The sequence below is a fragment of the Caballeronia sp. S22 genome, assembly GCF_964261745.1.
Taxonomy (GTDB): domain Bacteria; phylum Pseudomonadota; class Gammaproteobacteria; order Burkholderiales; family Burkholderiaceae; genus Caballeronia; species Caballeronia jiangsuensis.
Genome location: NZ_OZ180040.1, coordinates 137,014 through 157,501, shown reverse-complemented (window position 1 = coordinate 157,501; position 20,488 = coordinate 137,014). Strand labels below are relative to the sequence as shown.

Annotated in this window: 15 protein-coding genes and 5 pseudogenes; 4 read left to right on the top strand and 16 right to left on the bottom strand. The window is 63.7% G+C overall.

Going from position 1 to position 20,488, the window contains the following annotated elements; translation table 11 throughout:
- Positions 1 to 46: 46 nt before the first annotated feature.
- Positions 47 to 208 carry a DUF1328 family protein gene (locus ACEN42_RS39000; RefSeq protein ID WP_371884423.1) on the bottom strand — a complete coding sequence of 54 codons (162 nt, stop codon included), beginning with the start codon at positions 206 to 208 and terminating at the stop codon, positions 47 to 49.
- A gap of 394 nt (positions 209 to 602) precedes the next feature.
- On the opposite strand from ACEN42_RS39000, the gene ACEN42_RS38995 reads away from it, so the two are divergent.
- Positions 603 to 2,843 (top strand): PfkB family carbohydrate kinase, encoded by a 2,241-nt coding sequence (locus ACEN42_RS38995; protein ID WP_371884422.1) that lies wholly within the window; start codon positions 603 to 605, stop codon positions 2,841 to 2,843.
- Between the two features lie 403 nt (positions 2,844 to 3,246).
- On the opposite strand, the gene ACEN42_RS38990 is transcribed toward ACEN42_RS38995, so the two are convergent.
- Positions 3,247 to 3,462, bottom strand: a complete 216-nt coding sequence (locus ACEN42_RS38990; protein ID WP_371884421.1) for a DUF2795 domain-containing protein — start codon at positions 3,460 to 3,462, stop codon at positions 3,247 to 3,249.
- A 593-nt stretch (positions 3,463 to 4,055) separates the two neighbouring features.
- Between ACEN42_RS38990 and ACEN42_RS38985 the strand changes: the two genes are divergently transcribed.
- Positions 4,056 to 4,805, top strand: coding sequence for an SDR family oxidoreductase (locus tag ACEN42_RS38985; RefSeq protein WP_371884420.1), 750 nt, complete (start codon positions 4,056 to 4,058; stop codon positions 4,803 to 4,805).
- Between the two features lie 144 nt (positions 4,806 to 4,949).
- Here the strand turns inward: ACEN42_RS38985 and ACEN42_RS38980 are convergent, their stop codons facing one another.
- The 4 genes from ACEN42_RS38980 to ACEN42_RS38965 all read right to left on the bottom strand — a co-directional run bounded on the left by ACEN42_RS38980 (position 4,950) and on the right by ACEN42_RS38965 (position 8,300).
- Positions 4,950 to 5,297 (bottom strand): hypothetical protein, encoded by a 348-nt coding sequence (locus tag ACEN42_RS38980; protein ID WP_371884419.1) that lies wholly within the window; start codon positions 5,295 to 5,297, stop codon positions 4,950 to 4,952.
- On the bottom strand, positions 5,297 to 5,662 hold the full coding sequence (locus ACEN42_RS38975) for a hypothetical protein (protein WP_371884418.1): 366 nt from the start codon (positions 5,660 to 5,662) through the stop codon (positions 5,297 to 5,299). Before ACEN42_RS38975 ends, ACEN42_RS38980 begins: the two co-directional genes overlap by 1 nt.
- The gene (locus ACEN42_RS38970; protein ID WP_371884417.1) at positions 5,659 to 6,879 is read right to left on the bottom strand and encodes an NRAMP family divalent metal transporter; all 1,221 of its coding nucleotides are present in this window, start codon (positions 6,877 to 6,879) and stop codon (positions 5,659 to 5,661) included. The genes ACEN42_RS38975 and ACEN42_RS38970 overlap by 4 nt, the downstream gene beginning before the upstream one ends.
- 332 nt (positions 6,880 to 7,211) lie before the next feature.
- Positions 7,212 to 8,300, bottom strand: a complete 1,089-nt coding sequence (locus ACEN42_RS38965; RefSeq protein WP_371884668.1) for a glycosyltransferase family 9 protein — start codon at positions 8,298 to 8,300, stop codon at positions 7,212 to 7,214.
- 1,051 nt (positions 8,301 to 9,351) lie between these two features.
- Between ACEN42_RS38965 and ald the strand changes: the two are divergent.
- Positions 9,352 to 10,460 (top strand): annotated as a pseudogene (gene ald, locus ACEN42_RS38960) (alanine dehydrogenase).
- 171 nt (positions 10,461 to 10,631) lie between these two features.
- On the opposite strand, the pseudogene ACEN42_RS38955 reads toward ald, so the two are convergent.
- From ACEN42_RS38955 to ACEN42_RS38940, 4 genes and pseudogenes are all read right to left on the bottom strand, one after another.
- Positions 10,632 to 11,341: pseudogene (locus tag ACEN42_RS38955) on the bottom strand (MgtC/SapB family protein).
- Between the two features lie 137 nt (positions 11,342 to 11,478).
- The gene (locus ACEN42_RS38950; RefSeq protein WP_371884667.1) at positions 11,479 to 11,958 is read right to left on the bottom strand and encodes an NUDIX hydrolase; all 480 of its coding nucleotides are present in this window, start codon (positions 11,956 to 11,958) and stop codon (positions 11,479 to 11,481) included.
- Between the two features lie 486 nt (positions 11,959 to 12,444).
- Positions 12,445 to 12,876, bottom strand: a complete 432-nt coding sequence (locus ACEN42_RS38945; RefSeq protein WP_371884416.1) for a PRC-barrel domain-containing protein — start codon at positions 12,874 to 12,876, stop codon at positions 12,445 to 12,447.
- Between the two features lie 317 nt (positions 12,877 to 13,193).
- The gene (locus ACEN42_RS38940; protein ID WP_371884415.1) at positions 13,194 to 15,473 is read right to left on the bottom strand and encodes an FdhF/YdeP family oxidoreductase; all 2,280 of its coding nucleotides are present in this window, start codon (positions 15,471 to 15,473) and stop codon (positions 13,194 to 13,196) included.
- Positions 15,474 to 15,659: 186 nt separating this feature from the next.
- Between ACEN42_RS38940 and ACEN42_RS38935 the strand changes: the two genes are divergently transcribed.
- A complete protein-coding gene (locus ACEN42_RS38935) occupies positions 15,660 to 16,199 on the top strand; it encodes a low affinity iron permease family protein (protein WP_371884414.1) in 540 nt (179 codons plus the stop codon).
- A gap of 76 nt (positions 16,200 to 16,275) precedes the next feature.
- Here ACEN42_RS38935 and ACEN42_RS38930 read toward each other — a convergent pair.
- The 6 genes and pseudogenes from ACEN42_RS38930 to ACEN42_RS38905 all read right to left on the bottom strand — a co-directional run.
- A pseudogene (locus tag ACEN42_RS38930) lies at positions 16,276 to 17,517 on the bottom strand (cytochrome c).
- Positions 17,518 to 17,525: 8 nt separating this feature from the next.
- Complete coding sequence (locus ACEN42_RS38925; protein WP_371884413.1) at positions 17,526 to 17,846, bottom strand: cytochrome c family protein; 321 nt, start codon at positions 17,844 to 17,846, stop codon at positions 17,526 to 17,528.
- Positions 17,847 to 17,897: 51 nt separating this feature from the next.
- Positions 17,898 to 18,371, bottom strand: coding sequence for a cytochrome c oxidase assembly protein (locus ACEN42_RS38920; RefSeq protein WP_371884412.1), 474 nt, complete (start codon positions 18,369 to 18,371; stop codon positions 17,898 to 17,900).
- A gap of 110 nt (positions 18,372 to 18,481) precedes the next feature.
- A pseudogene (locus ACEN42_RS38915) lies at positions 18,482 to 18,643 on the bottom strand (cytochrome c oxidase assembly protein); the annotation flags it as partial.
- A 173-nt stretch (positions 18,644 to 18,816) separates the two neighbouring features.
- Positions 18,817 to 19,152, bottom strand: coding sequence for a hypothetical protein (locus tag ACEN42_RS38910; RefSeq protein WP_371884411.1), 336 nt, complete (start codon positions 19,150 to 19,152; stop codon positions 18,817 to 18,819).
- Positions 19,149 to 20,463 (bottom strand): annotated as a pseudogene (locus tag ACEN42_RS38905) (cbb3-type cytochrome c oxidase subunit I); the annotation flags it as partial. The pseudogene ACEN42_RS38905 and the gene ACEN42_RS38910, both read right to left, overlap by 4 nt.
- Positions 20,464 to 20,488: the final 25 nt, after the last annotated feature.

Sequence of the window (20,488 nt, the reverse complement as noted above, 5' to 3'; positions counted from 1 at the left end):
ATCGAGTCGCCGTTAGCCATCCGTTTCTCGTTCTCGCTGGGCCCCCTTATCGTCGCACGAGGCCCATTATCAGCGCGACCAAGAATATGACGACAAATATAAAGAAGAGGATCTTCGCGATACCCGCGGCACCCGCGGCGATGCCGCCGAAGCCGAAAGCCGCCGCAATGATGGCAATGATGAAGAATAACAGCGCGTAATACAGCATGACGTTATCTCCACATGGGCTGGAAAAGGGACAACCGCGCGCAGGACGGCTTCGCGGCCCGCGCGGCTTCCCGAGCAATCGCCGTACCCACGGGCGATGAACGCTCGTGTTTTACCGCGGACACCGACTGAACTCGCTCTTCTCGCCGGCCGGGCGGGCCCATCGAGCCATGGTGAGCGGCGGACTGGCATCTTGGTCCCGAACGCCCTTGCCTGCCCGGCGACCTTGCTAGAGCGAGCTTTTCGGAGCAGCGCTGGAACGATGCATGCGCGGATCGCATGCATCGACAGTCCGACCGGAGAACTTACATGAGCCCGATGTGGCAGCCGAAGACGCGCGATACCGCGTCCGACCGAAGGGCCGTAGGTACGACGCAGGATTCAGGAAGCTAGACATGGCGAATCTCGTCAGCTTCGGCAGCATCAACATCGATTTTCAGATGCGCGTGGACGAAACCGAGCAGCGCGAAACGCTCCGCGCCCGCGATTTCAGCGGAATGGCGGGCGGCAAGGCGGCGAACCGCGCGTATCTGGCGCGCAAGCTCGGGCACGACGTGCGGCTCATCGGCATGGTCGGCGACGACGACTTCGCGCGCGACGCGCTTCCGCCGCTGGGTTCCATCGGCGTCGATGTATCGGCGGTGGGCATCGCGCAGGGCATGTCCACGGCGGTCTCGTTCATCGTCGTGCCGCCGGACGGCAAGAAGCGCATCACGCTCGCCGGCAATGCCAAGGAAGCATGGAGCGCGGCGCAACGCGATGCGGCCGTGCGCGCGCTCGATTCCGCGCCGCGCGACAGCATCGTCTCGGCCGACGCGGAGATCGACGCGGACGCATGCGCTGCGCTGCTCGCGGCGGCCTCGCGGCGGCGCTTGCGCATCGTGTTCGATCCGTCGCCGCCTGATCACGCGCTCGGCGAGGCGATCCGCCGTCAATGGCCCGCGCTACATGTGCTCGCGCCGAACGTGGAAGAGGCGTCGAAACTCATACGCGTGTCGACTCGGAGCGAAGGCGATGCCCTGCGCGCGGCGCGGCGTTTGTGCGAGAGCGGCATCGCGCTTGTCTGCATCAAGCTGGACAACGGCGGGTGCGCGGCGGTGGCGCAGGGTCGCGCATTCGTGGTCCGCGTGCCGAAAATCGAGCCCGTCGATACCACCGGCGCGGGCGACGCTTTCACGGGCGCTCTTTCCGTGGCGCTGGCAGAGAATCAGCCGCCTGAGGCCGCGCTGTGCTTCGCGACGGCGGCGGCGAACATCACCGTGACGCGCTGGGGATCGCAGTCGACGGCGCCCGACCGCTATGAGATCGATGCGCAGGTCCTCGACATGCGTAACGCACGCGTCCTGCGCACGCTCGTTCTGCGCGCCGACGACGCGACGACGCTCATCGAGGAAGTCCGCTACACGAGCTTCGCGAATTGCTCTACCTTCGTCATCATGTGGCGCGTCACCGCATGCGACTGGAGCGGCGAACTGGAGGTTGCCGATGGCATCGACGGTGCAGTGCGCAACGCGATCATCGAAAGGGTCCGGCGTTTCGGCGGCCGGCATATCGGAAGCGTCGTGCACCGCGACGGACCCGAGGGCATGCTGCTGCTCGAGGCGAAGCTGACCGGCGCGAGCGTCGATATCGCGCTCGCCACGCGCACGCGGATCGACGGCCAGCCACGAATCCAGATCGGAGCCGGCCACACGTGGACCGAGTCCGAGGCGTGCTTCCGGTCCTCGCGCGTGCGAGTGGAAAAGGGCGTTCCCGTGGTCATCACGAAGACCGCGAGCGTGCATACGTCGCGCGATCCGCTCGCGCCGAATCCGGCCGACGCCGCGCTCGCCACGCTGAGCCGGTGCGGCGGCGCCGATGCGATGTACCAGGCGCATCGCCGCGCCTGGCTTGCCGCCTGGCGAAGCGCTCGGGTCATCTGCGCCGACAAGCCGCTTTCGCGCGCATTGAATTTGCGCGGGTTTAAAGTCGCGCAGACGGTGACGGCGCATTCGGCGATCGAGGACCTCGGCGTGTCCGCGCGCGGCTGGCAGGAGGGCTATCACGGCCACATTTTCTGGGACGACCTGTTCGTGCTGCCGACGGCGGGCCGGACTCAGCCGGACCACGCGCTTGGACCGCTGATGTACCGCTATCGCCGCCTGAACGCGGCGCGGCTTGCGGCGCGCGACGCCGGCCACGAAGGCGCGATGTATCCGTGGCGCAGCGCCGCGACCGGCGAGGAGGAGACGCCGCGTTATCAGTTCAATCCGCTCGACGGTCACTGGCTGCGCGACGACACGCGTCTCGAGCGTCACGTCGGCGCGTCGGTGGCCTGGAACGCATGGGGCTACTATCGCGCGTCCGGCGATCAGGAGTTCTTGCGGGCTCGCGGCGTGGAGATGATCGTCGAGATCGCGCGGTTCTGGGCAAGCGCGGCCCGCTTCGACGCGACACGCGGCCGCTATGTGATTCGCGGGGTCATCGGTCCCGACGAATATCACAACGAGTATCCCGGTGTTGCCTTGCCGGGCCTCGACAACAACGCCTATACCAACGTCATGGCAATGTGGACGCTCCGGAGCGCCGGCTACGCGCTCGCGCGGCTCTCGAAGGCGGACCACGCCGCGCTCGTCTACCATCGGGCTGCGGCCTGACGAACCGCACCGCTGGTGGGCCGAGATCGCGAGGCTCCTTTACGTGCCGTTCCTCGACGTACCGCTGATACTGGTGAGTTCGGCTACCCTCGTCTGGGATCGTGCACCGAAGAGTCGAGGGATTTCTTCGATGTCGTCGGGAAGACATCGATCAGGGTGTCCCGGCAACCGGTCCGGTGTTGATCGCATCGGTGATTGTTCCCAGCCCATCTCCTCGGCGCCGGCGCACGATACGCCGACCAAAGCAGAATCAGCATCACCTGTGCCGCATCGATTGATCGATTCAGACGCAATAGCCGCTGGCACCCCGGCGAGGCGAACCCTTGATCCGGATGAGTTCGCCTCGTGGGGCCGCCCTTGCTTAAGGGTGCGGTGAAGCGGGAGCACGATCTCCGGTTCGAGTCTATTCCTGTCCGACCGCCTTGGACACTTCCGCAGGCGTCTGGAATTGCTGATCAGGTAGCGCCTCCAGCGCGGACATCACATCCTTGCTCGCGCCATGCTCGCGAGCCGTCTTCACGATCGTCTCCTTATCGGCTGGATAATCGACGCCTTTCAACGCTTTCTGCATGTCGATGAACACGCTGTTCGAACCGCCGGACGATTTGTCTTGAGCCATGGCCTTTACTCCTTCGAAGTCGGTTGCGGTCGTATGCTGCAAGCAGTCTTTGTGCCCCGGCGCCGATGTGGTCTGCCGCCCGCGCGATTGCGCTTGCTGCCCGACTGGCGCACGCGGGCGTGTCGCTCGCGGCCTGGGACGCGCGGCCCCTGCGTGCGGATGCGTCGGAAGGTATCGCCTGCCGCACCTCTTGCCATGCTGGTTCATCACGCTTTCGAATGAAGTGATGCTGGCATGCCAAGCTGTCGTGCAAGGAGAAGATTCGCTTTTATGTTGCGGATATAGCGCAGTGATCGCTTGTACATCAATACGTCGGCAGCTATAAATAGAACAATCGATTTCCGACGAATCGTGAACCAGTCGCAACAGCGGTTGACTCAGTCACGATGTGCGTGCCGTATAGCGCCGCCTGAGCACAAGCACCACTTCACAATGCAACTCTCGGGATTTTGCCGAGCTATCGAGGTTATTGTCTTTTAGACTGGAAAGACCCCGACGCGCGGCGTGGATCGATTTCCCCCGCAGCCGGTGACTAACGGAATTCGCTGCTCATTGCCGATTTTCCTTACCAAGTCAAACCACGAGAGGGCACCATGGCCCAGCAATGTTCGGCCCGATCGGAGAGCCTGAAGAATTGGGTGATCTTGGTGACGGGCGGTGGAAGCGGTCTTGGCGCCACGCTCTGCAGGCGGCTGGCGAGCGAAGGGGCTACGCTTGTGGCCGCCGATGTAAGCCGCAAGCGCGCGGAAGATACAGCAGCCAGCATCCTGCTGACGAAAGGTCGGTGTCGTCCGCTTGAACTGGACGTGACTGATGCAGCGGCCACGGAGTCTGCCATAGACGATATCGTGCGCGAATACGGCAGTATCGATGTCGTCGTCAACAGCGCGGCCATTGACGTGACGGAAGCGCTCGATACCCTGTCGGTTGCGAACTGGGACCGCGTGCTCTCGACGAATCTGCGGGGCCCGTATCTCGTCACGCGGTATGCGGTTCCTCATATGAAAGCTGCGGGCCGAGGCCACATCGTCAATGTCGTATCGACCGCATCCAAGCGCGCCTGGCCAAATGCGGCTGCATATCATGCCAGTAAATGGGGATTGCTCGGCCTGTCCCATAGCATGCATGCCGAACTACGTCCGTTTTCAATCAAGGTATCGGCTATCGTCGCAGGCGGGATGAGCACGCCCTTCTTGCTGGACCGCTTTCCGGATATCGATCGCACAACGCTGCAAGACCCAGCTAACGTTGCGGAAGTGATTTACTTCATATTGACATTGCCAGGGGAAACCGTCGTCCCTGAAGTGATGGTTCTACCAATGCGCGAAACGTCCTGGCCTTAAGGAACGTCGCAGATATAGGTCGCGGACTCTGGCGCATTGCCGCGCCGATGAACTACCAAGAGCGAGTCGCGCCGACCATTCACCTTCCATAGAGATGAGCACGAGAGCGCGTGGTTTCGATGTCCCCGAACCCATGCCGAACGGTCAGGCGTCGACGCCGCCTTTTACAGCGCTTGCGTCCCTGCATTGCGAACCGGGTTTCGAATCGTCGCATATCAACCGTGGGTGTCGCGGATCCATGATGTCGATCTGATGCCACGCGATCCGATGGCGGCGGGAATGGCATGCGCGCTGCACCGCTTCGCGCAGCAGTCGCGGAAGGAACGTTACCGCGAGGCGCTCCAGTAACGCATCGGGACCGATGTGAAACTCGCTGATCACCCAGCTGTCCCCGTGACGGACTACATCGATCGCTTCGATGCGTCCGAGCGAGACGCCGTTTCGTGATCGCACCTTGCGGCCCAGCACAAGATCAACGTTGATCTTTGTCATCAGGATGCCCCGGGGATATGCTCAACGATGCGGTCGCGGAGCCACCGCTGAGAGTTGCCCAGCGGAGTGTCGTGTACGTCCGCGTCCACCTTGATGTCGACCTCGATGCGACGAATGCGCGTCCACGGAATGCTGTACGGCTGGGCGTATCGTTCGCCACCGATCCTGACGGCCAGTCGAGCAATCCACCTCCCAGCGCGTTCGCTGATGCGCCGCGCCATCGCTACCGATCCCGTTTCGATTGCAATGACTTTCGGCGGAAGGCCCGGCTGAAGCTCGACGACAATACCGTCGGCCCGGCCCATCTTCGCCCCGTGGCGATCCACCAACTGCTTATCGAGGACATCCCGCACGAGTTCCATCATCCGCCTCCGAGTATTTGCAGCGGCAGGCTCACCGTTGCCAGCACGAAGCTGAGCGCAATGATCGCGATGACCACAGCATTCGAGATTGCGCCGTTGCGGTGACGGCCGACATAGGTCTCGTCGTTCATCAGCACGAGAAACGGAACGACCGTGAGCGGCAGGCTCATCGCAGTAAGCGCCATTGAGAACACGGTCAGCTTGAGCGGATCGACGCCGGCCGCGATCGGGATCGCGCTGATCGCAAGCGCGCACGTGTACACGAGGCAGAACGCTGGATCTTCGCGCGGTTTGAGGTTCTTGCCCCAGTTCCAGCCGAAGCCCTGCGCAAAGAAATATGCCTGTTCCAGAGCGATCTCCAAGATCGCGCCGAAGCACGCGAAGGCGAGTGAAGCGACGAACAACACGAATCCCCAGAACCCGAAAACGGCGACAAGGACCAAGGGCAAGTGCTGATAGTCGTCAACGCGTGTTATGCCGTATGCGGGAAAGACACAGGCGGCGGCGATCAGCACTGAGAGCGAAATGCCGCCGCCAAAGGCCATGCCCGCAGCCGCGATTGCCCGGTTCGCACCGAGATACCCTCGGTTCCAGCCATCCTCGACGGCGCCCGACGAATAAAACAGAAACAGTGATGGCGTAATGGACGCGCCGAGAATACTGACCGCCGTGAACCAGTAGTTGGCTGAATTGTGATGCGGTACGGTGGGCAGCACGCCCGCCAATACGTGACGCCAGTCGGGCTTGAGCAGCACGGCCGCGACAGCGAAGCTCAACGTGACGAGGCCGAGCAGCGACATGCCTTTTTCGATGAGCCCGAAGGTACTTCGCCACAGCGTGAACCATGCGAGTATCGCTACAGGCAGCGCCCACCACGGATACCTTATCCCGGTGGCCAGCTCGAGCGCCACGCTGACGCCTCCTATTTCAGCCGCGAGAACGAGCGCGTTGACGATCACCGTCGCGACAAACGGTAACAGGAAGAACTTTATGCCGAAGCGGTCGCGGATACCGTCAGCGATCGTATGATGGCTCACTGCGGCGAAGCGGCCGGCCATCTCGGAAAGAAAGATGATGCACACAGTCCCGAGGACGATCGACCAGCCCAACTGGAAGCCGAACGCGGCACCGCCCTGCGCGGCCGTCGATAGCGATCCCATCTCCAGAAAGCCGCCGACGCTCGTGACGACCCCCAGAGATATTTCGAGCAGCTTTTTCACCTTATCCGGCTCCAGTCGGGGATGACTGCACGCAAGCATCATCCATTCCCATCGGTAATCCACCCTGACATTGGACGCCCGGGCGGGAATACCCGTGTGGTCCGCATTGGTCGACATCACGATGAACAGCGTGCAGCATCCCGGCCGCCTCGCGAAAACGTCTGCGACATGCGAGGCGCTTCAGGACAGAGTCCGGTGTTAGCGGGAAATGCGGCAAAAACGCTCGCGGTTTTATTTCCGGTCAGCGCACTCCCATCGACGGATAGATCGACCCAAACAGCATCACGGAAAGTCGCACTGGCGTGCAACGCTGCCGGCGAGAGGCAGCATCATCATGAGTGTCCCAATGAGCCTCGTTCCGTGTGAGTCTCGGCTTCGTCGGTGCGCGTCTGCGCGAGACGCGTGGGATAGTCTGTCTCCTTGATGAGATCGAGCGTCGCCTCTGCGACCTCAACGGACGGTATGGCTTTCGAAGACGCATGATGTCGTGGGGCGAAGGCGGTCCGATAGCGCCACGGGCCTTCGACATCGTTAAACAGAACTCGATTTGGCGTTTGCCATGGCCCGTGCTGCTGGTTGCCGAGCGCATGCAGATCGACGACAGGCGTGCCGAGTGCCGAAGCGACGTGGACCGGCCCGCCGTTGTTCGAAACGACCACTGTCGCACGTTCGATCAGCGCGGCAAATGCGCCGAGTTCGAACGCATCCGTAAGGTCGCGGATGAAAGGCTGAACGGATGGACCGGCAGCACGGATCAGCGTCCTGACAAGCGGTGCTTCGCGGGCGGTGCCCGTGACCAACACATTCATGTGTGTCGCGCGAACGAGTTGTGCGGCCGCCTCTCCAAAGCGCTCGGCCGGATAGCGAAGCCATTCGGCGCTCGCCCCGGGATGAACGACGATGTACGGCCGGTCCAGCCTGATCTTGCGCCGCAATAAAATTGCCGCGAGCGTCCTGCGATCCAGGTCGCGCAACTGCATTCGCATGCGGGTTTCGTTCGTGACGGCGCCAATCGCGCTCACGAGCGTCAGATGCCGTTGTACTTCGTGCTGCATGCTTTCTCCCGAATCCGTCTCGCGCACCCAGTCATTGAGCAGCGCGTAAGGATTTTCGCGGCAACGCGCGAGCCGGCGGGGTATTCCGGCCAGATAGCAGAATGTCGCGGCGGGCAGTGAGTTTTGGCTGTATCCGGTAAAGATGGCGGCGGCATCGAAGTGGCGTTCTTCGAGCAGCACACGCATGGCGAGATCGGCGGGATGAGTGCGCGGCGGTCTTATATGCGCCCACGGTGCGTCGTAGCGGATTACGTCGTCGACATCGGCAAGAAAGGGCGCGAGGGCCGCGCCGGCGGCGGAGGTCAGTAGCGTCAAATGCCGATCCGGGAAAGCGTGGCGTAGCGCATGAAGCGCAGGCGTCGTCATCAGCACGTCGCTGAGGGTATCGGTGCACACACAGAGAATGCGTCGGATCTCGCCGCCCCATGGCGCCAGCGGTCTCGACGCCAGAAGGCGCGCATGCGCGCTCGTAGGCTGAGGGAGCGGTGCCAGGTCTTGCATCATGCCGCCTCCACGGACAAATGCGGTTCGGACAGCGCTCCATCGGGCCAAAGCGCGTCCATTGAGGATCGCCGCGAGCGTTCTTATCGAGCAGCGCCTGAATCCTGTCGAGAAAGACGGACCCCGTTCCGTGCGCCCGGAGGGATGAACATCGCAATGTCGCCCGGAACGAGCTACGCACGCCGTGACCAGTGCGTGCAGCGCCGCACGGTTCTCGCACGTACGGACAAGAAGCGCGGAGCATCCATTGTGCCGCCGTCTGAGGTCTGCCAAGGTGTCCCTCATCTCATAAACGGGCAAAGACACCGGGTAAGGCGTTTCCCTGATCGCACGTGTCGATTTCACGAAGCCTTTCGCTCGAGCGTCCGGCATCGCTCAAATCGGGCGGCACGCGCTACGCCAGGTCCTATCCTTCGATGGCGAAAAAAATGCCGACCTCGCGGTCGGCAGAAAAGGCCTCTGGTCTAGAGATGATGGCTTCAATTCTGTACGCAAGCCCACCCTAATGAGACAACGGCACGAAGAAGAAATCGATTTCCGTGCGCCGGCCAACCGCCGGCAGCGCCTGGCCGGTGCCTGAGCGGCGAGGGATCGAGCCGAGCGAGCTCGAGTAGTCGCTGGCGGTGTTCCAAATCCGGTCTGCACGCGCGGATGCGGCCGCCTGCTGCAAGCGATCGCGCCGTATTCCTTTCGCGGCCGGGCATGCGATGCCCACTCGACGTTGGGTTGTCCGGCGCACGGGTCCGATCTCCATCTGCGCGATAAGATTAGCGATGCGATCGCCGCCACCCTCGATGAATGGACCATTTCGCGGCTGTCGCTCGAATGGTTTCGCGTCGACATAACACCGAGAAATAAATCGTCAGGCGAGAGGCGAAGCGTGATCGCGTCAGCCGCCTGGTCACAGGAGACTGCCATGCGTATCGGCGTACCCAAGGAAGTGAAGATTCGTGAGTATCGCGTGGGCCTCACGCCCGCCAGCGTCCGCGAACTGGTTGCGCGCGGGCATGATGTCATCGTTCAAACGGACGCGGGCGACCCGATAGGTCTGACCGATGAGCAGTACCGTACTGCTGGTGCGGAGATCGTGGCCAGGCCTCGGAGATTTTCTCGTGCGCCACATGATCGTAAAGGTCAACGAGCCGCAGCCCGCCGAGCGCGAGATGTTGCGGCCCGGCCAGATCCTATACGCATATCTGCATCTCGCGCCCGACCCGGCGCAGGCCCTGGCGCTGGTGGACTCGGAGCGATCTGTATCGCATACGAGACGATCACCGGAGAGGGCGGCGGGTTGCCGCTGCTCGCGCCCATGAGCGAAGTTGCCGGACGCATGGCAGTACAGGCTGGCGCGCACTTTCTCGAGATCGCGCAGGGCGGGCGGGGCATGCTGCTCGGCGGCGTGCCGGGCGTGAAGCCGGGCCACGTCGCCGTGCTCGGCGCCGGCGTGGTGGGCACCAACGCGTTGCAGATGGCGGTCGGGATGGGCGCGCGCGTCACCGTGCTGGATAAAAACCTCGACCGTCTTCGTCAGCTCGATCTCGTGTTCGGCAACCGGATCACCACCGCGTTTTCCAACGCGCAAAGTATCGAGGATGCCGTATTCGACGCCGATCTCGTGATCGGCGGTGTCCTGATTCCGGTGCAGCCGCGCCCAAGCTCGTCACACGGCAACACATCGCGAGCATGAAGAAGGGAGCGGTGATCGTCGACGTGGCAATCGATCAAGGTGGCTGCTTCGAGACCTCTCATGCCACTACGCATGCCGATCCGGTCTATCTCGTCGATGACGTCGTGCATTACTGCGTCGCAAATATGCCGGGCGGCGTCGCGCGCACGTCGACGTTCGCACTGAATCACGCGACCATAGGCCACGCGCTCACGCTGGCTGATAAAGGCTGGAAACGCGCGATGAAGGATGACGTGCATCTGCGCCGCGGCCTCAACGTGTGCGACGGACACGTCACGCACGAGGCGGTCGCGCGCGATCTCGGATACGAGTACGTCGATCCGGAAACGCTTCTCTGAGCAGAGCCAGGCGTAGTCATCGCGTCGGACGGTCGGCACGCGGCAAGGGGGCACGCTCGTGCGCATGGCCGCGATGGACCAGACGAGGACTCTCTTCGAAGTTCTCCGGCAGCGACAAGCTGCAAGCGTGCCGAGCGGCCGTCATGCATCACAAGAACGATCGGGACATCTCTAGCGACGCGCACGAATCAACGTGCCGTTGCCTTGCTTACCGCGCCGGCATTCGGGAACGCCCGACAGTTCCGCGAGGCGCATGCAGACTGCCGCGAAATCGCCATCGCTGACGCGTGACAATGCAATGTGAATCTCGTCGAGCTCCGGGTCATCCTCGGACTGTTGAAGAACAAACTGCTTTATCCGTACCGTCCCCATGCCGAGCGCCATGTAAAGGCTTTCGAATGTCACGGTCCCGTGCTCGCCCAGCAGCTGTATGCTGCGTTGCTGCTTGACGGAGATAAACTTGCGCTCGATTGGCTTCACGCCCGCAAGTATGACAAGAATGATGATGGTCGCACCGACTGAAGCGATGTACATGCCGCCACCGACGGCCAGGTCAATGCCGGCTACGGACCAGAAACTGGCTGCGGTTGTCAGCCCTCGTACGATCTCGCCGCGTAAAAGAATCGATCCGGCGCCGAGGAAGCCAATACCGGACACCACCTGGGCGGCGACCCGGGAGGGGTCCAGCACGACGTTCTTTTGGTCGGAAACGTCCACGAAGCCAAACGCCGACACGAGCATGATCAGCGTCGAGCCCACGCACACCAGCATATGTTGCGCAGACCCGCCGCCTAGTTCAGTCGCCCCCGTTCGAACCCGATCACGCTTCCCAACACAGCGGCGAGCAGCAGGCGGCAAAGAAGTTCGATGTTGGATATCATGCTTGCCCCTTGTAAATCTGCGGCTCGCGGGTTTCGCAACAACACTATTCCACGCGACCGACGACTGCGCTTGCATTGCTCCTTCGCAATCTCCGTCTGTACGTGCGGGATCGATCTGCGGAAGAGCCGTTCGGCGCTCAGGAATCGCTGCTGCATCGATGCCAGTCGCGTAGGCGGTCGGCAGGTGGCTCATCGGGCGAGAAACGGGTGCGACAGACCGACGACGAGCCGGCTTCGTGCGAGATATCGTGAGCGTCGATCGGGCCTCGTTGAAAGAGCGGGACGCGTGCTCGTACCGGGTATTCGGCTATGCCCTTGGTCGAGACGCTCGCAGGCAGTCTTTTGACGTCGCACAGCTTGACCCATTTGCAGCACGCAGTTTCATTGGCGGGTTTCGCTTCGAGATCGGGCGATACATGCGCGCTGAATACAAAGTGCTGTGTATTGAATCCCCAGAACTGGAAAAGGTAGTCGACGCGATGCGCAGTCAGTCGCGTCTCTTCGGACAATTCGCGTACCGCGGCCTGCGACAGCGCTTCGCCCGGTTTGCGCCGGCCGCCCGGCAATGCCCATCGGCCGTTCCGTTTTGCGACAAGTAATATGCGGTCCCGTCTCATGCTTAGAACGGTTGCACGATGTTTCATTGCGCTTTCTCCACCGGATATATCGGGCTAGAGCAGTCGGCGTGCCGCGAGCCAGTCAATCTCACGAGCCGCATTTGCGCCATAGCGCATGCGCTTGCAACGGACAAAGACGGTGCGTCGGACGCGGGTCCCTTCGAAACGTCCAGACGTCGGTCACTACGATATCGGTGCGGGAGTTCCAATCGGGACTGTTTCGTCATTGCATCGCTACGTCGACCGTGCGGCATTCGATGCGCCGTATGTGCGATAGCACGGCCGCCGGTCACGGGGCGGTTTCCGAGCCTATGCGGTACCGGCTGGATGCTTCGGGCGCGGACGAGGCGGCGCGCGATGCCTGCGCAGTGCTCGCGGGCAGCGCGATGGACGCCATCGGCAAAAGCAGACAAGCCGGCCCCGACGACCCGGCTCTCATGCCGGGCCGTCGGGGCCGGTGCATACGATCAACAGAAAAGCGTGCCGCTATAGCGTGTCGCTTACGCCGCCAACACTGCGGCCCCAGTACGGATCACGGTTGTAGTAGCGGTGGATCTCCGCTCCGTACTTCTCGTCCGCCATTGCGGGCCAATGGTCCTTGTCGAATCCCGGCTCGTCCTTTATCTGCTGCGCGGTCATATCGACGTGAAAGCACTTCTCCGCGGTATCCAGCGTGAGGGCGCTCCACGGAATGGCATGCAGCTTCGTTCCCACGCCAAGAAAGCCGCCTTCGGAAAGCACTGCATAGGCGATCCGCCCGCTTCGGACGTCGAGCATGATGTCTGAAATCTTTCCGATGTCCTGGCCGTCCGAGGATCGAACCTCATCGCCGTCGAGTGTCGCTGCCGCCATGACGTCCGGTCCGGGCCCTTCTCCCACGCCGCCGCCGACGATATTCCCGCCTTGTCCTGTGTTCATCGCATCCTCCTTGATAGATGGTGACCAGTACATGCGCAACGACCGTACCCGGGGAAGCGAAGTGCGATCGCGCGTTTGGCGACATCGACCGGAAAGGACCGGGGATTGGATCGACGCTGCCCGGGTCGGATCGCGCAAGGCTTGCCGCTAAAGTCGCATACGCGCCCGTCGTTGGGCGCTCCTGCTGGCCCGATACGCTTCAGTGCCCAGCGCGACTGCCGAAACAGCGCAAGCCGCCACTCCGCGCCTATGGCAATGGCTTCGAGCGCTGTTTCGGCGCCAGCAGAAGAATGCACGTTCGTGATGTCGGTCCGACGTCAGACGATGCGCACCGGAATCGACTTCGCGCCCGGCACCTTGCTTTCCTTCGCGTGATGCCATAGCGGCAGCAGCACGTTGCATTCAGGGTAATAGCCGCCGATGCAGCCTTCCGGAATGTCATACGCCTTGATTTGCAGCCCTTCGAGGCGCCGCTCGACGCCATCGTCCGCGAGCGTCTCCAGCGTGACCTTCTGCCCTTCCCGGAGCCGGCGCTTCTCGATGTCGGCGCGGTTCATAAGAATGACCATGCGGTTACCCTTCACACCGCGGAAGCGGTCATCGAGGCTGTAGATGGTCGTGTTGAACTGGCTGTCGCTGCGCAGGGTCATGAGGCGCAGGGCGTCCGGCGTCTTCTCGGTCATGTCGGGGTCTTCACCGAGCGACTCGGGGGCGAGGAACCCCGCCTTGCCGGATTTCGTCTTCCATACGCGTTCGCGGGCCGGTAGCGGACGATGAAAACCGCCCGGCTGCCACATGCGCTCATTGAAGTCGTGGAAGATGTCGGGATAGGTTGTCGCGATCTCGTTCCTGACGATGGAATAATCGTCGCGCCAGGCGTCCCAGTCGACGGTGGAGCGCTCGCCGAGCGTCGCCTTCGCGATCCCGGCGACGATGAACGGCTCAGAGCGCGCCTTCTCGCTCGCGGGCTCGGCCACGCCGCGCGAGCCGTGCATGCAACCGGTGCTGTCTTCCATCGAGACCGCCTGCGCGCCGCTCGCCTGTCGGTCGATCTCGATCCGGCTCAGGCACGGAAGAATGTACGAGACCTCGCCGTGCACGAGATGGCTACGATTCAGCTTGATCGTCACGCTCACCGTGAGGCGCAGCCGGGACCATGCCGGCTCTGTTTGCGAACGGTCGGGAACCGAGCGCACGAGATTGCCGCCGAAATTGACCACGGCTTTCACATCGCCCTTGACCATCGCCTCGAAGGCTTCCACGGTATTCAAGCCCTTGTTGCGCGGCGGCTCGAACGAGAACTGCTTGGCGAGCTGGTCCAGCGGCGCGAGCTCCGGCTTCTCGGTGATGCCGACTGTTCGCTGGCCCTGCACGTTCGAGTGGCCGCGTATTGGCGACGGCCCCGCGCCCGGCTTGCCGATGTTGCCGCGCAGAAGCAGCAGGTTGCAGATCATGCGCACGTTCTGCACGCCGAGCCGATGCTGCGTGAGCCCCATGCCGTAGTGCGCGATGACCGCATTCGCCCTCATGTACTCGCCGGCGGCCTCCTGCAGCGCGGCGCGTGGCAGGCCGCTCACGCGCTCGATCTCGCTCCATTCGGCGTTGCGGGCGAAGCTGGCGAATTCTTCAACACCGGTCGTATGTTCCTCGATGAACGCCACGTCGATGATGCGCGCCTCGCCCTGCGCCTTCGCGCGATCGTCGGCTTCGATCACCGCCTTGCAGATGCCGAGAATGGCGGCGGTATCGCCGCCCGTTCGGAGTTGATGGTATTGCGTGCTGATCGTCGTTTCGGCCGGCGTCAGCATCTGCACGGGCGACTGCGGATTCACGAACGCGACGAGCCCCGGCTCGCGCAGCGGATTGAACGTGATGATCGGCACGCCGCGCCTGCGTGCGTCCTGCAGCTGATGCAGCATGCGCGGGCTGTTCGTGCCGACGTTCTGGCCGAAGAAGAACATGAGATCGGTCTTCTCGAAGTCGTCGAGCGTGATGGTGCCCACGCCGACGCCGATCGCCTCCTTGAGCCCGACGCTCGTGCTTTCGTGGCACATGTTGGAGCTGTCGGGCAGGTTGTTGCAGCCGTACATGCGCACGAACAGCTGGTACATGTATGAAGCTTCGAGCGAGGCGCGGCCCGACGTGTAGAAGACGACGGACTGCGGATCGAGCGCGTTCAGCTCGCGGCCGATCTCGTCGAAGGCCTGCTGCCAGCTCGTTTCGACGTACTTGTCGCTCACCGGATCGTACTTCATCGGCGCGGTGAGGCGTCCGGCGTCCTCAAGATCGTGATCGTGCCAGTTGCGCAGTTGCTTCACCGTGTGCAACTCGAAGAACTCGGGCGTCATGCGCTTGGCGGTGGTATCCCATGCGGTGGCTTTCGCGCCGCTCTCGCAGAATTCGAACGTATGAGGATCGGCGGGCTTGGCCCACGAGCAGCTCACGCAGGCGAAGCCCTCGGGCTTGTTCTGCTTGAGCAGAATCGCGCTGTCCTTGAGGGCGACCTTCTCCTTCGCGAGGATCCGGGTCACCGCTTTCAATGAGCCCCAGCCCCCGGATGCGAAGGGATAGGCCGGGCTCTTGGTGTCGTGTCTCATGAGTCGGGTCCGCGGAATAGGAAGTCGTGGTGTTTCTGCTTCAGCAAAAGCTGTTCCTTCGTCTTCGACCGTTTGCGGACATCGATGACGTATGTCCTTCGAAAACTATCGTTGATGAATTGATGACTTCCGTATCCCACAGTACGCCGACATGAACGACAAGAACCCACCCCCAATGCCGATCCCATGGACACGGTCCCGTCGACGTCGAGCCCGGGATACGCCAAGGCGCATCCGGTCACGCGCGCATTCGACGCCTTCGCGAGCACCGTCACCCGCTGGGCAGGCTCGCCGGTCGCTTTCGGGCTTTCGGTCATCGCCATCGTGATCTGGCTGTTGTGCGGCCCCGTCTTCAAATTTTCAGATGGATGGCAGCTGGTCATCAACACCGGCACGACGATCATCACGTTCCTGATGGTGTTTCTCATCCAGCAGAGCGCGAACAAGGACAGCGTCGCCGTGCATCTGAAGCTGAACGAGCTGCTTGCCTCCCACAAGCAGGCGAGCAATCAGTTGATCGGCATAGAGGACGCCACCGAAGACGAGCTGCGCCGGCTTGCCGCCGCCTATCTTCAACTCGCGGCGGAAAAAGAGCCCGATGGCGAGCCGTCGCAGGATCACGGCGCCGCGGCGGAGATCGCGCGCCGGCCCGCGAGAACCATGCGCGCAAGCAGGGCAGCGACGAAACGGCTTCGGCGAAGTGAGAACGAGTCAGCCGATCGATGAAAAGATGCTCATGGCGCTTCCGTCGGTTCGGGCTTTTCGAAGCCACACGCAGCGTGCCGGAGTCGCTTGGCACGACTCACTTATGCAGTGTGCTGCGCATCGTGGTGACGTTGTTCGTGGTAACGGGGCGCGCATCGTTGCCCCAGGACGAACGCACGTATGTGAGCACCTGCGCGATCTGCGCGTCGGTCAGGCGTCGCGCGAATGGCGGCATCGCCTGTCGCGGCGGCCCGTGGATCGTCGCGGGACTGTTTCCGCCCTCGACGACGAGCCGGATGAGCGACGTCGTGTCCTCGGCGATGACGGACGGATTGCCGGCAAGCGCCGGGAACGCATTCGGCACGCCGCGTCCGTCGGCGCGATGACACTGCGCACAGAAGCCGGCGTATATGGCCGCGCCCAGCTCGGATGGAACATCGGGCGCGCGCGTCTTTAGCCGGCCCGCCTGCGCTAGGGCGGGATCGAACGCGCCGTCCGCGGCGCCCGTGGCGGGCAGGCTCTTGAGATAGACGGCGATCGCGCGCGCGTCGTCGTCGCTCAGGTACTGCAGGCTGTCCTCGACAGTTTCGACCATGCTGCCGTAAGCGACGATGCCCGCGCCGTGGCCGGTTTTCAGAAACGAGGCGATATCGTTCGCGGAAATGCGCCCGAGCCCCGATCCGGCATCCGCGCGCAGATTCGGCGCAAACCAGTTGTCGTTGATGCCGCCCGAATTAGAAAGCTCTTCGACGATTCATCGTAGCCACGCTCATGATAGGCCATCCCTCGCGGCGTGTGGCATGAGCCGCAATGCCCGAGCGACTGCACGAGGTACGCGCCGCGGTTCCATTGCGGGCCGCGATCGGCTTGCGGCACGAACGGCCCCTTCGGCGCAAGCACCATGCGCCATATGCGCAGCGCCCAGCGCTGGTTGAAGGGAAACGGCACTTTCGTCGGCGGCGGCCGGTGCTTCACGGGCGGCACGCCGTGCATCATGTAGGCGTAGAAGGCGCGCATGTCTTCGTCGCCAATCTTCACGAAGGCGGGATACGGCATCGCGGGATAAAGCCCCATGCCGCCCGGCGCGACGCCTTCGCGCAACGCCCTCGCGAAGTCCTCGTAGCTGTATTCACCGATGCCAGTCTCCCGGTCCGGTGTGATGTTGCTGCTGACAGGCGGCGCCATTCTTCGCTGCCGTATGGCAGCCGGCGCAGTCCGCCGCTTTCGCGACATAGGCGCCCCGCGCGAGCAGTTCGGGCGAGGGGCCGGGCGATTCGGCCATGACGGCCGGGGGCCATAGGGCGGCGAGCAGGAGCCAACGCGAAACGGCACGCATCATGATCGTGGTCACTGGTGATAGAGATACGCGGCGATGTCGCGCGCGTCGATCTCGCTCACGCCGAGATCGGGCATCGCACTGCCGGGCGCGATGCGTTGCGGGAAGCGGATCCACGTCTGCAGGTTCTCCGGCGAATTGGGCAACTTGCCTGCAACATAGGCGCGCTCGCCGATATCCTGCAGCGTCGGTGGTCCGACCGTGCCGAACGCGCCTGGTGCGCCGTCGATGCGGTGGCACGCGCCGCAGCCATAGCGCTGGATTGCTTCGAGGCCGTGCTGCGGATTTTGCCGCTGGTGACGGCGTCGGACGAAGGCGGCGTGCCCGGGCACGCGGCGAGCGCGACAACCGCGAGGCACACGATTGCGACATGGCGCATCCCGTCATCCTCCGCGCGCGACCCCGGCGCCAACGCTCGACGGCGGACGCCGCGTCAGCCAGCGCGCGCCGACGATGAGCCCGCCCACCAGATACGCGAGGCCGCCCGGCACCCACATCAGGAGACTGCCGAGCTGCTGATCCTGAAGCGGGTCGAAACGGAGCGCGAGCGTCGTCTCGATGCAGGAGGGATACCAGACGCCCGGCGCGAGCGTGAGGAGTGCGCCGAGCGCGCCGGTATGGACCATCGTCGTAAAGAGCGAGAGCATCGCGTGTGCGCTGTCGCGGACCTGCGCGTTCGCGGCGCGGCCGAATATCGTCCACCAGAAGAGCAGCGCGCTCGCGAGGAAACTCGCGTGCTGCAGCGTATGAATGCCGGGACTGGCGAGCGCCGCCTCGAAGAAGCGCGGCGCGTGCCAGCACCAGAGCGCGGCGGCGTGCAAGGTCCAGGCGACCGCGGCAGCGTGAGCCAGCGCCATGGACGCCTGATCCAGCGCGAGCGCGTCGCCGCGCCGATGCGGGCGCGAGCGGTGGCGGGAAACGCCCAGAGCCAGATGGCGAGCGGCCGGCCAATCACGAGCAGCGGCGCTGCCACCAGCATGAAGATTTCATGCTGAAGCATATGGGCGGAAAAAAGCCATTCGCTCAGGGCATGCAGGGGCGACACGAGCGCGACGACGAGCGCGAGCCATCCCGCGACAAATGCGGCGAGCCGCGCCGAACGCCCCGCGCGGCCTTGCGCACCACGCATGCGTAGCCGCCGGTAACCCGCGAGATAAAGCAGCAGGCTCGCGGCCAGCACGATGACGACCCACGGCTCGAAGGTCCACGCGAGCGGCGCGGCGTCGGTGGCGCGCGACGCCGGCGCGGCCGCATGCGCATGGGCGTCGGCGCACGCGGCGAGGGCGCAGGGCAGTGCGCAGTTCAACAGGCGGACAGTAGCCATTGCGGTATCGATATCGCGATCACGGACAGTACCGACAGCACGCCGACGCCGGCCGCCACCGCCGCGACGAACGCGGCGCGTGTGGGCCGCTCCGTCATCTCGGGCGTCGGCTGCCTGGGGGGGCGGCGGGCATCCTGCCAGCGCTGCCACGCGAGCAGCGTCGCGCCCACGCAGACGAGCAAGCTCGCGGCGCTCACGCCATCGAGCACGGCGTGGCCGCCCAGCCGGCAGGCGGGCGTCACCAGCGCATAGTTGATGCTGAGGCAGCCGAGCACGATAAAGGGAGCGCCGAGCAAGGCGAGCCAGGTTTTCATATGCGCGATGCCCCATAGATGACCAGGTAGATCGGCAGCCAGCTCAAGGCGACGAAGTACCAGTAGAGCGCGTTCTCGGTGACATCGACGAGCCGCTTGCCTTCGACCGGTCCCGTGAACAGCAGCACGGCGAGCACGGCGGTATCGACGGTATCGGTGATGAGATGCGTCGTGTGCAGGCCGAGCAGCAGCCAGACGGCCGATCCATACGCGTTCGTGTACCAGCTCACGTTGAGTGCGGCGAACTCGAATCCGCGTATCGCGAGAAATGCGAGGGACGCCGCGAGACAGATCGCGAGCCACAGCGCCGCCTTCGCCCGATCGCCTCGCTCCGCCGCATTCTTCGCGAGCTGATTCGGCCACAGGCTCGCGAGCAGCACGCCCATGTTGAGCGTGCCCCAAAGCAGGCGGGGCGCGTCTGCGGCCATCGGCCAGCTCGGTGCGCGCGTGCGCAGATAGAAGTACATCATCACCGCGATGGCGAACACCGTGCCTTCGATCAGCATCAGGCCCATCGTGCTCCACCACATCAGGCTGCGATGGCTGAACGCGAAAGTCGGGAGTGCGCGGACGTCGAGCACGAGTTTCGAGGTGTCCCGATCGTCGGGACGCGGGGCGGCCATGCGTGTGCCGGCGTTCATGGCTGGCTTGCGCGCGACCGCGACCCGGTTTTCGCCGCGATTCGGCCAGAACCAGCCGATCATCGCCACCACGACCGGCGGCGACGCCCAGACGATCGCCCACGGCGTATAAATGGAGCCGATGAAGAGAATCGTGGTCGCGACGGCGCTCGCAAACGGCCAGATCGACGGCGTCGGAAGCATCGGACGATGATCGGGCTGCGCATCGAGCACGGTCGTCACGAGCACTTCGCGCGCGTCCGCGGCGAGGCTCGCAACGAAGGCCGGCTGCGCGAAGGGCTCCCACAGCGGGTCGCGGCCATGCACGACGGGCACCGCATCGAAGTTGTGCGGCGGCGGCGGAGACGGCACGCTCCATTCGAGCGTGCCCGCGCCCCATGGATCGGCACTCGCGCGCTCGTCGCTGCGCAGGCTCCTCACCACATTGATGATGAACAGGAGCACGCTCACGGCGATCACGTAGGCGCCGATCGTACCCGTGAGATTCATGCCGTCCCAGCCAAGGCCGTGCGGATAGGTCCACACGCGCCGCGGCATGCCTTCGAGGCCGAGCAGGTGCATTGGAAAGAAGGCCACGTTGAACCCGATGAAGCAGCCAGAACTGCCACTTGCCGAGCCGCTCGCCGAGCATGCGACCCGCGAACTTGGGGAACCAGTAATAGAACGCGCCCACCGGCACATGCAGCTCGTTCGCG

Excerpts from the sequence above, each read along its gene's own strand:
- ACEN42_RS39000 (WP_371884423.1), bottom strand. The coding sequence starts at position 208 with ATGCTGTATTACGCGCTGTTATTCTTCATCATTGCCATCATTGCGGCG.
- ACEN42_RS38995 (WP_371884422.1), top strand. The coding sequence starts at position 603 with ATGGCGAATCTCGTCAGCTTCGGCAGCATCAACATCGATTTTCAGATG.
- ACEN42_RS38990 (WP_371884421.1), bottom strand. The coding sequence starts at position 3,462 with ATGGCTCAAGACAAATCGTCCGGCGGTTCGAACAGCGTGTTCATCGAC.
- ACEN42_RS38985 (WP_371884420.1), top strand. The coding sequence starts at position 4,056 with ATGGCCCAGCAATGTTCGGCCCGATCGGAGAGCCTGAAGAATTGGGTG.
- ACEN42_RS38980 (WP_371884419.1), bottom strand. The coding sequence starts at position 5,297 with ATGACAAAGATCAACGTTGATCTTGTGCTGGGCCGCAAGGTGCGATCA.
- ACEN42_RS38975 (WP_371884418.1), bottom strand. The coding sequence starts at position 5,662 with ATGATGGAACTCGTGCGGGATGTCCTCGATAAGCAGTTGGTGGATCGC.
- ACEN42_RS38965 (WP_371884668.1), bottom strand. The coding sequence starts at position 8,300 with ATGACGACGCCTGCGCTTCATGCGCTACGCCACGCTTTCCCGGATCGG.
- ACEN42_RS38950 (WP_371884667.1), bottom strand. The coding sequence starts at position 11,958 with ATGAGACGGGACCGCATATTACTTGTCGCAAAACGGAACGGCCGATGG.
- ACEN42_RS38945 (WP_371884416.1), bottom strand. The coding sequence starts at position 12,876 with ATGAACACAGGACAAGGCGGGAATATCGTCGGCGGCGGCGTGGGAGAA.
- ACEN42_RS38940 (WP_371884415.1), bottom strand. The coding sequence starts at position 15,473 with ATGAGACACGACACCAAGAGCCCGGCCTATCCCTTCGCATCCGGGGGC.
- ACEN42_RS38935 (WP_371884414.1), top strand. The coding sequence starts at position 15,660 with ATGGACACGGTCCCGTCGACGTCGAGCCCGGGATACGCCAAGGCGCAT.
- ACEN42_RS38920 (WP_371884412.1), bottom strand. The coding sequence starts at position 18,371 with ATGGCGCTGGCTCACGCTGCCGCGGTCGCCTGGACCTTGCACGCCGCC.
- ACEN42_RS38910 (WP_371884411.1), bottom strand. The coding sequence starts at position 19,152 with ATGAAAACCTGGCTCGCCTTGCTCGGCGCTCCCTTTATCGTGCTCGGC.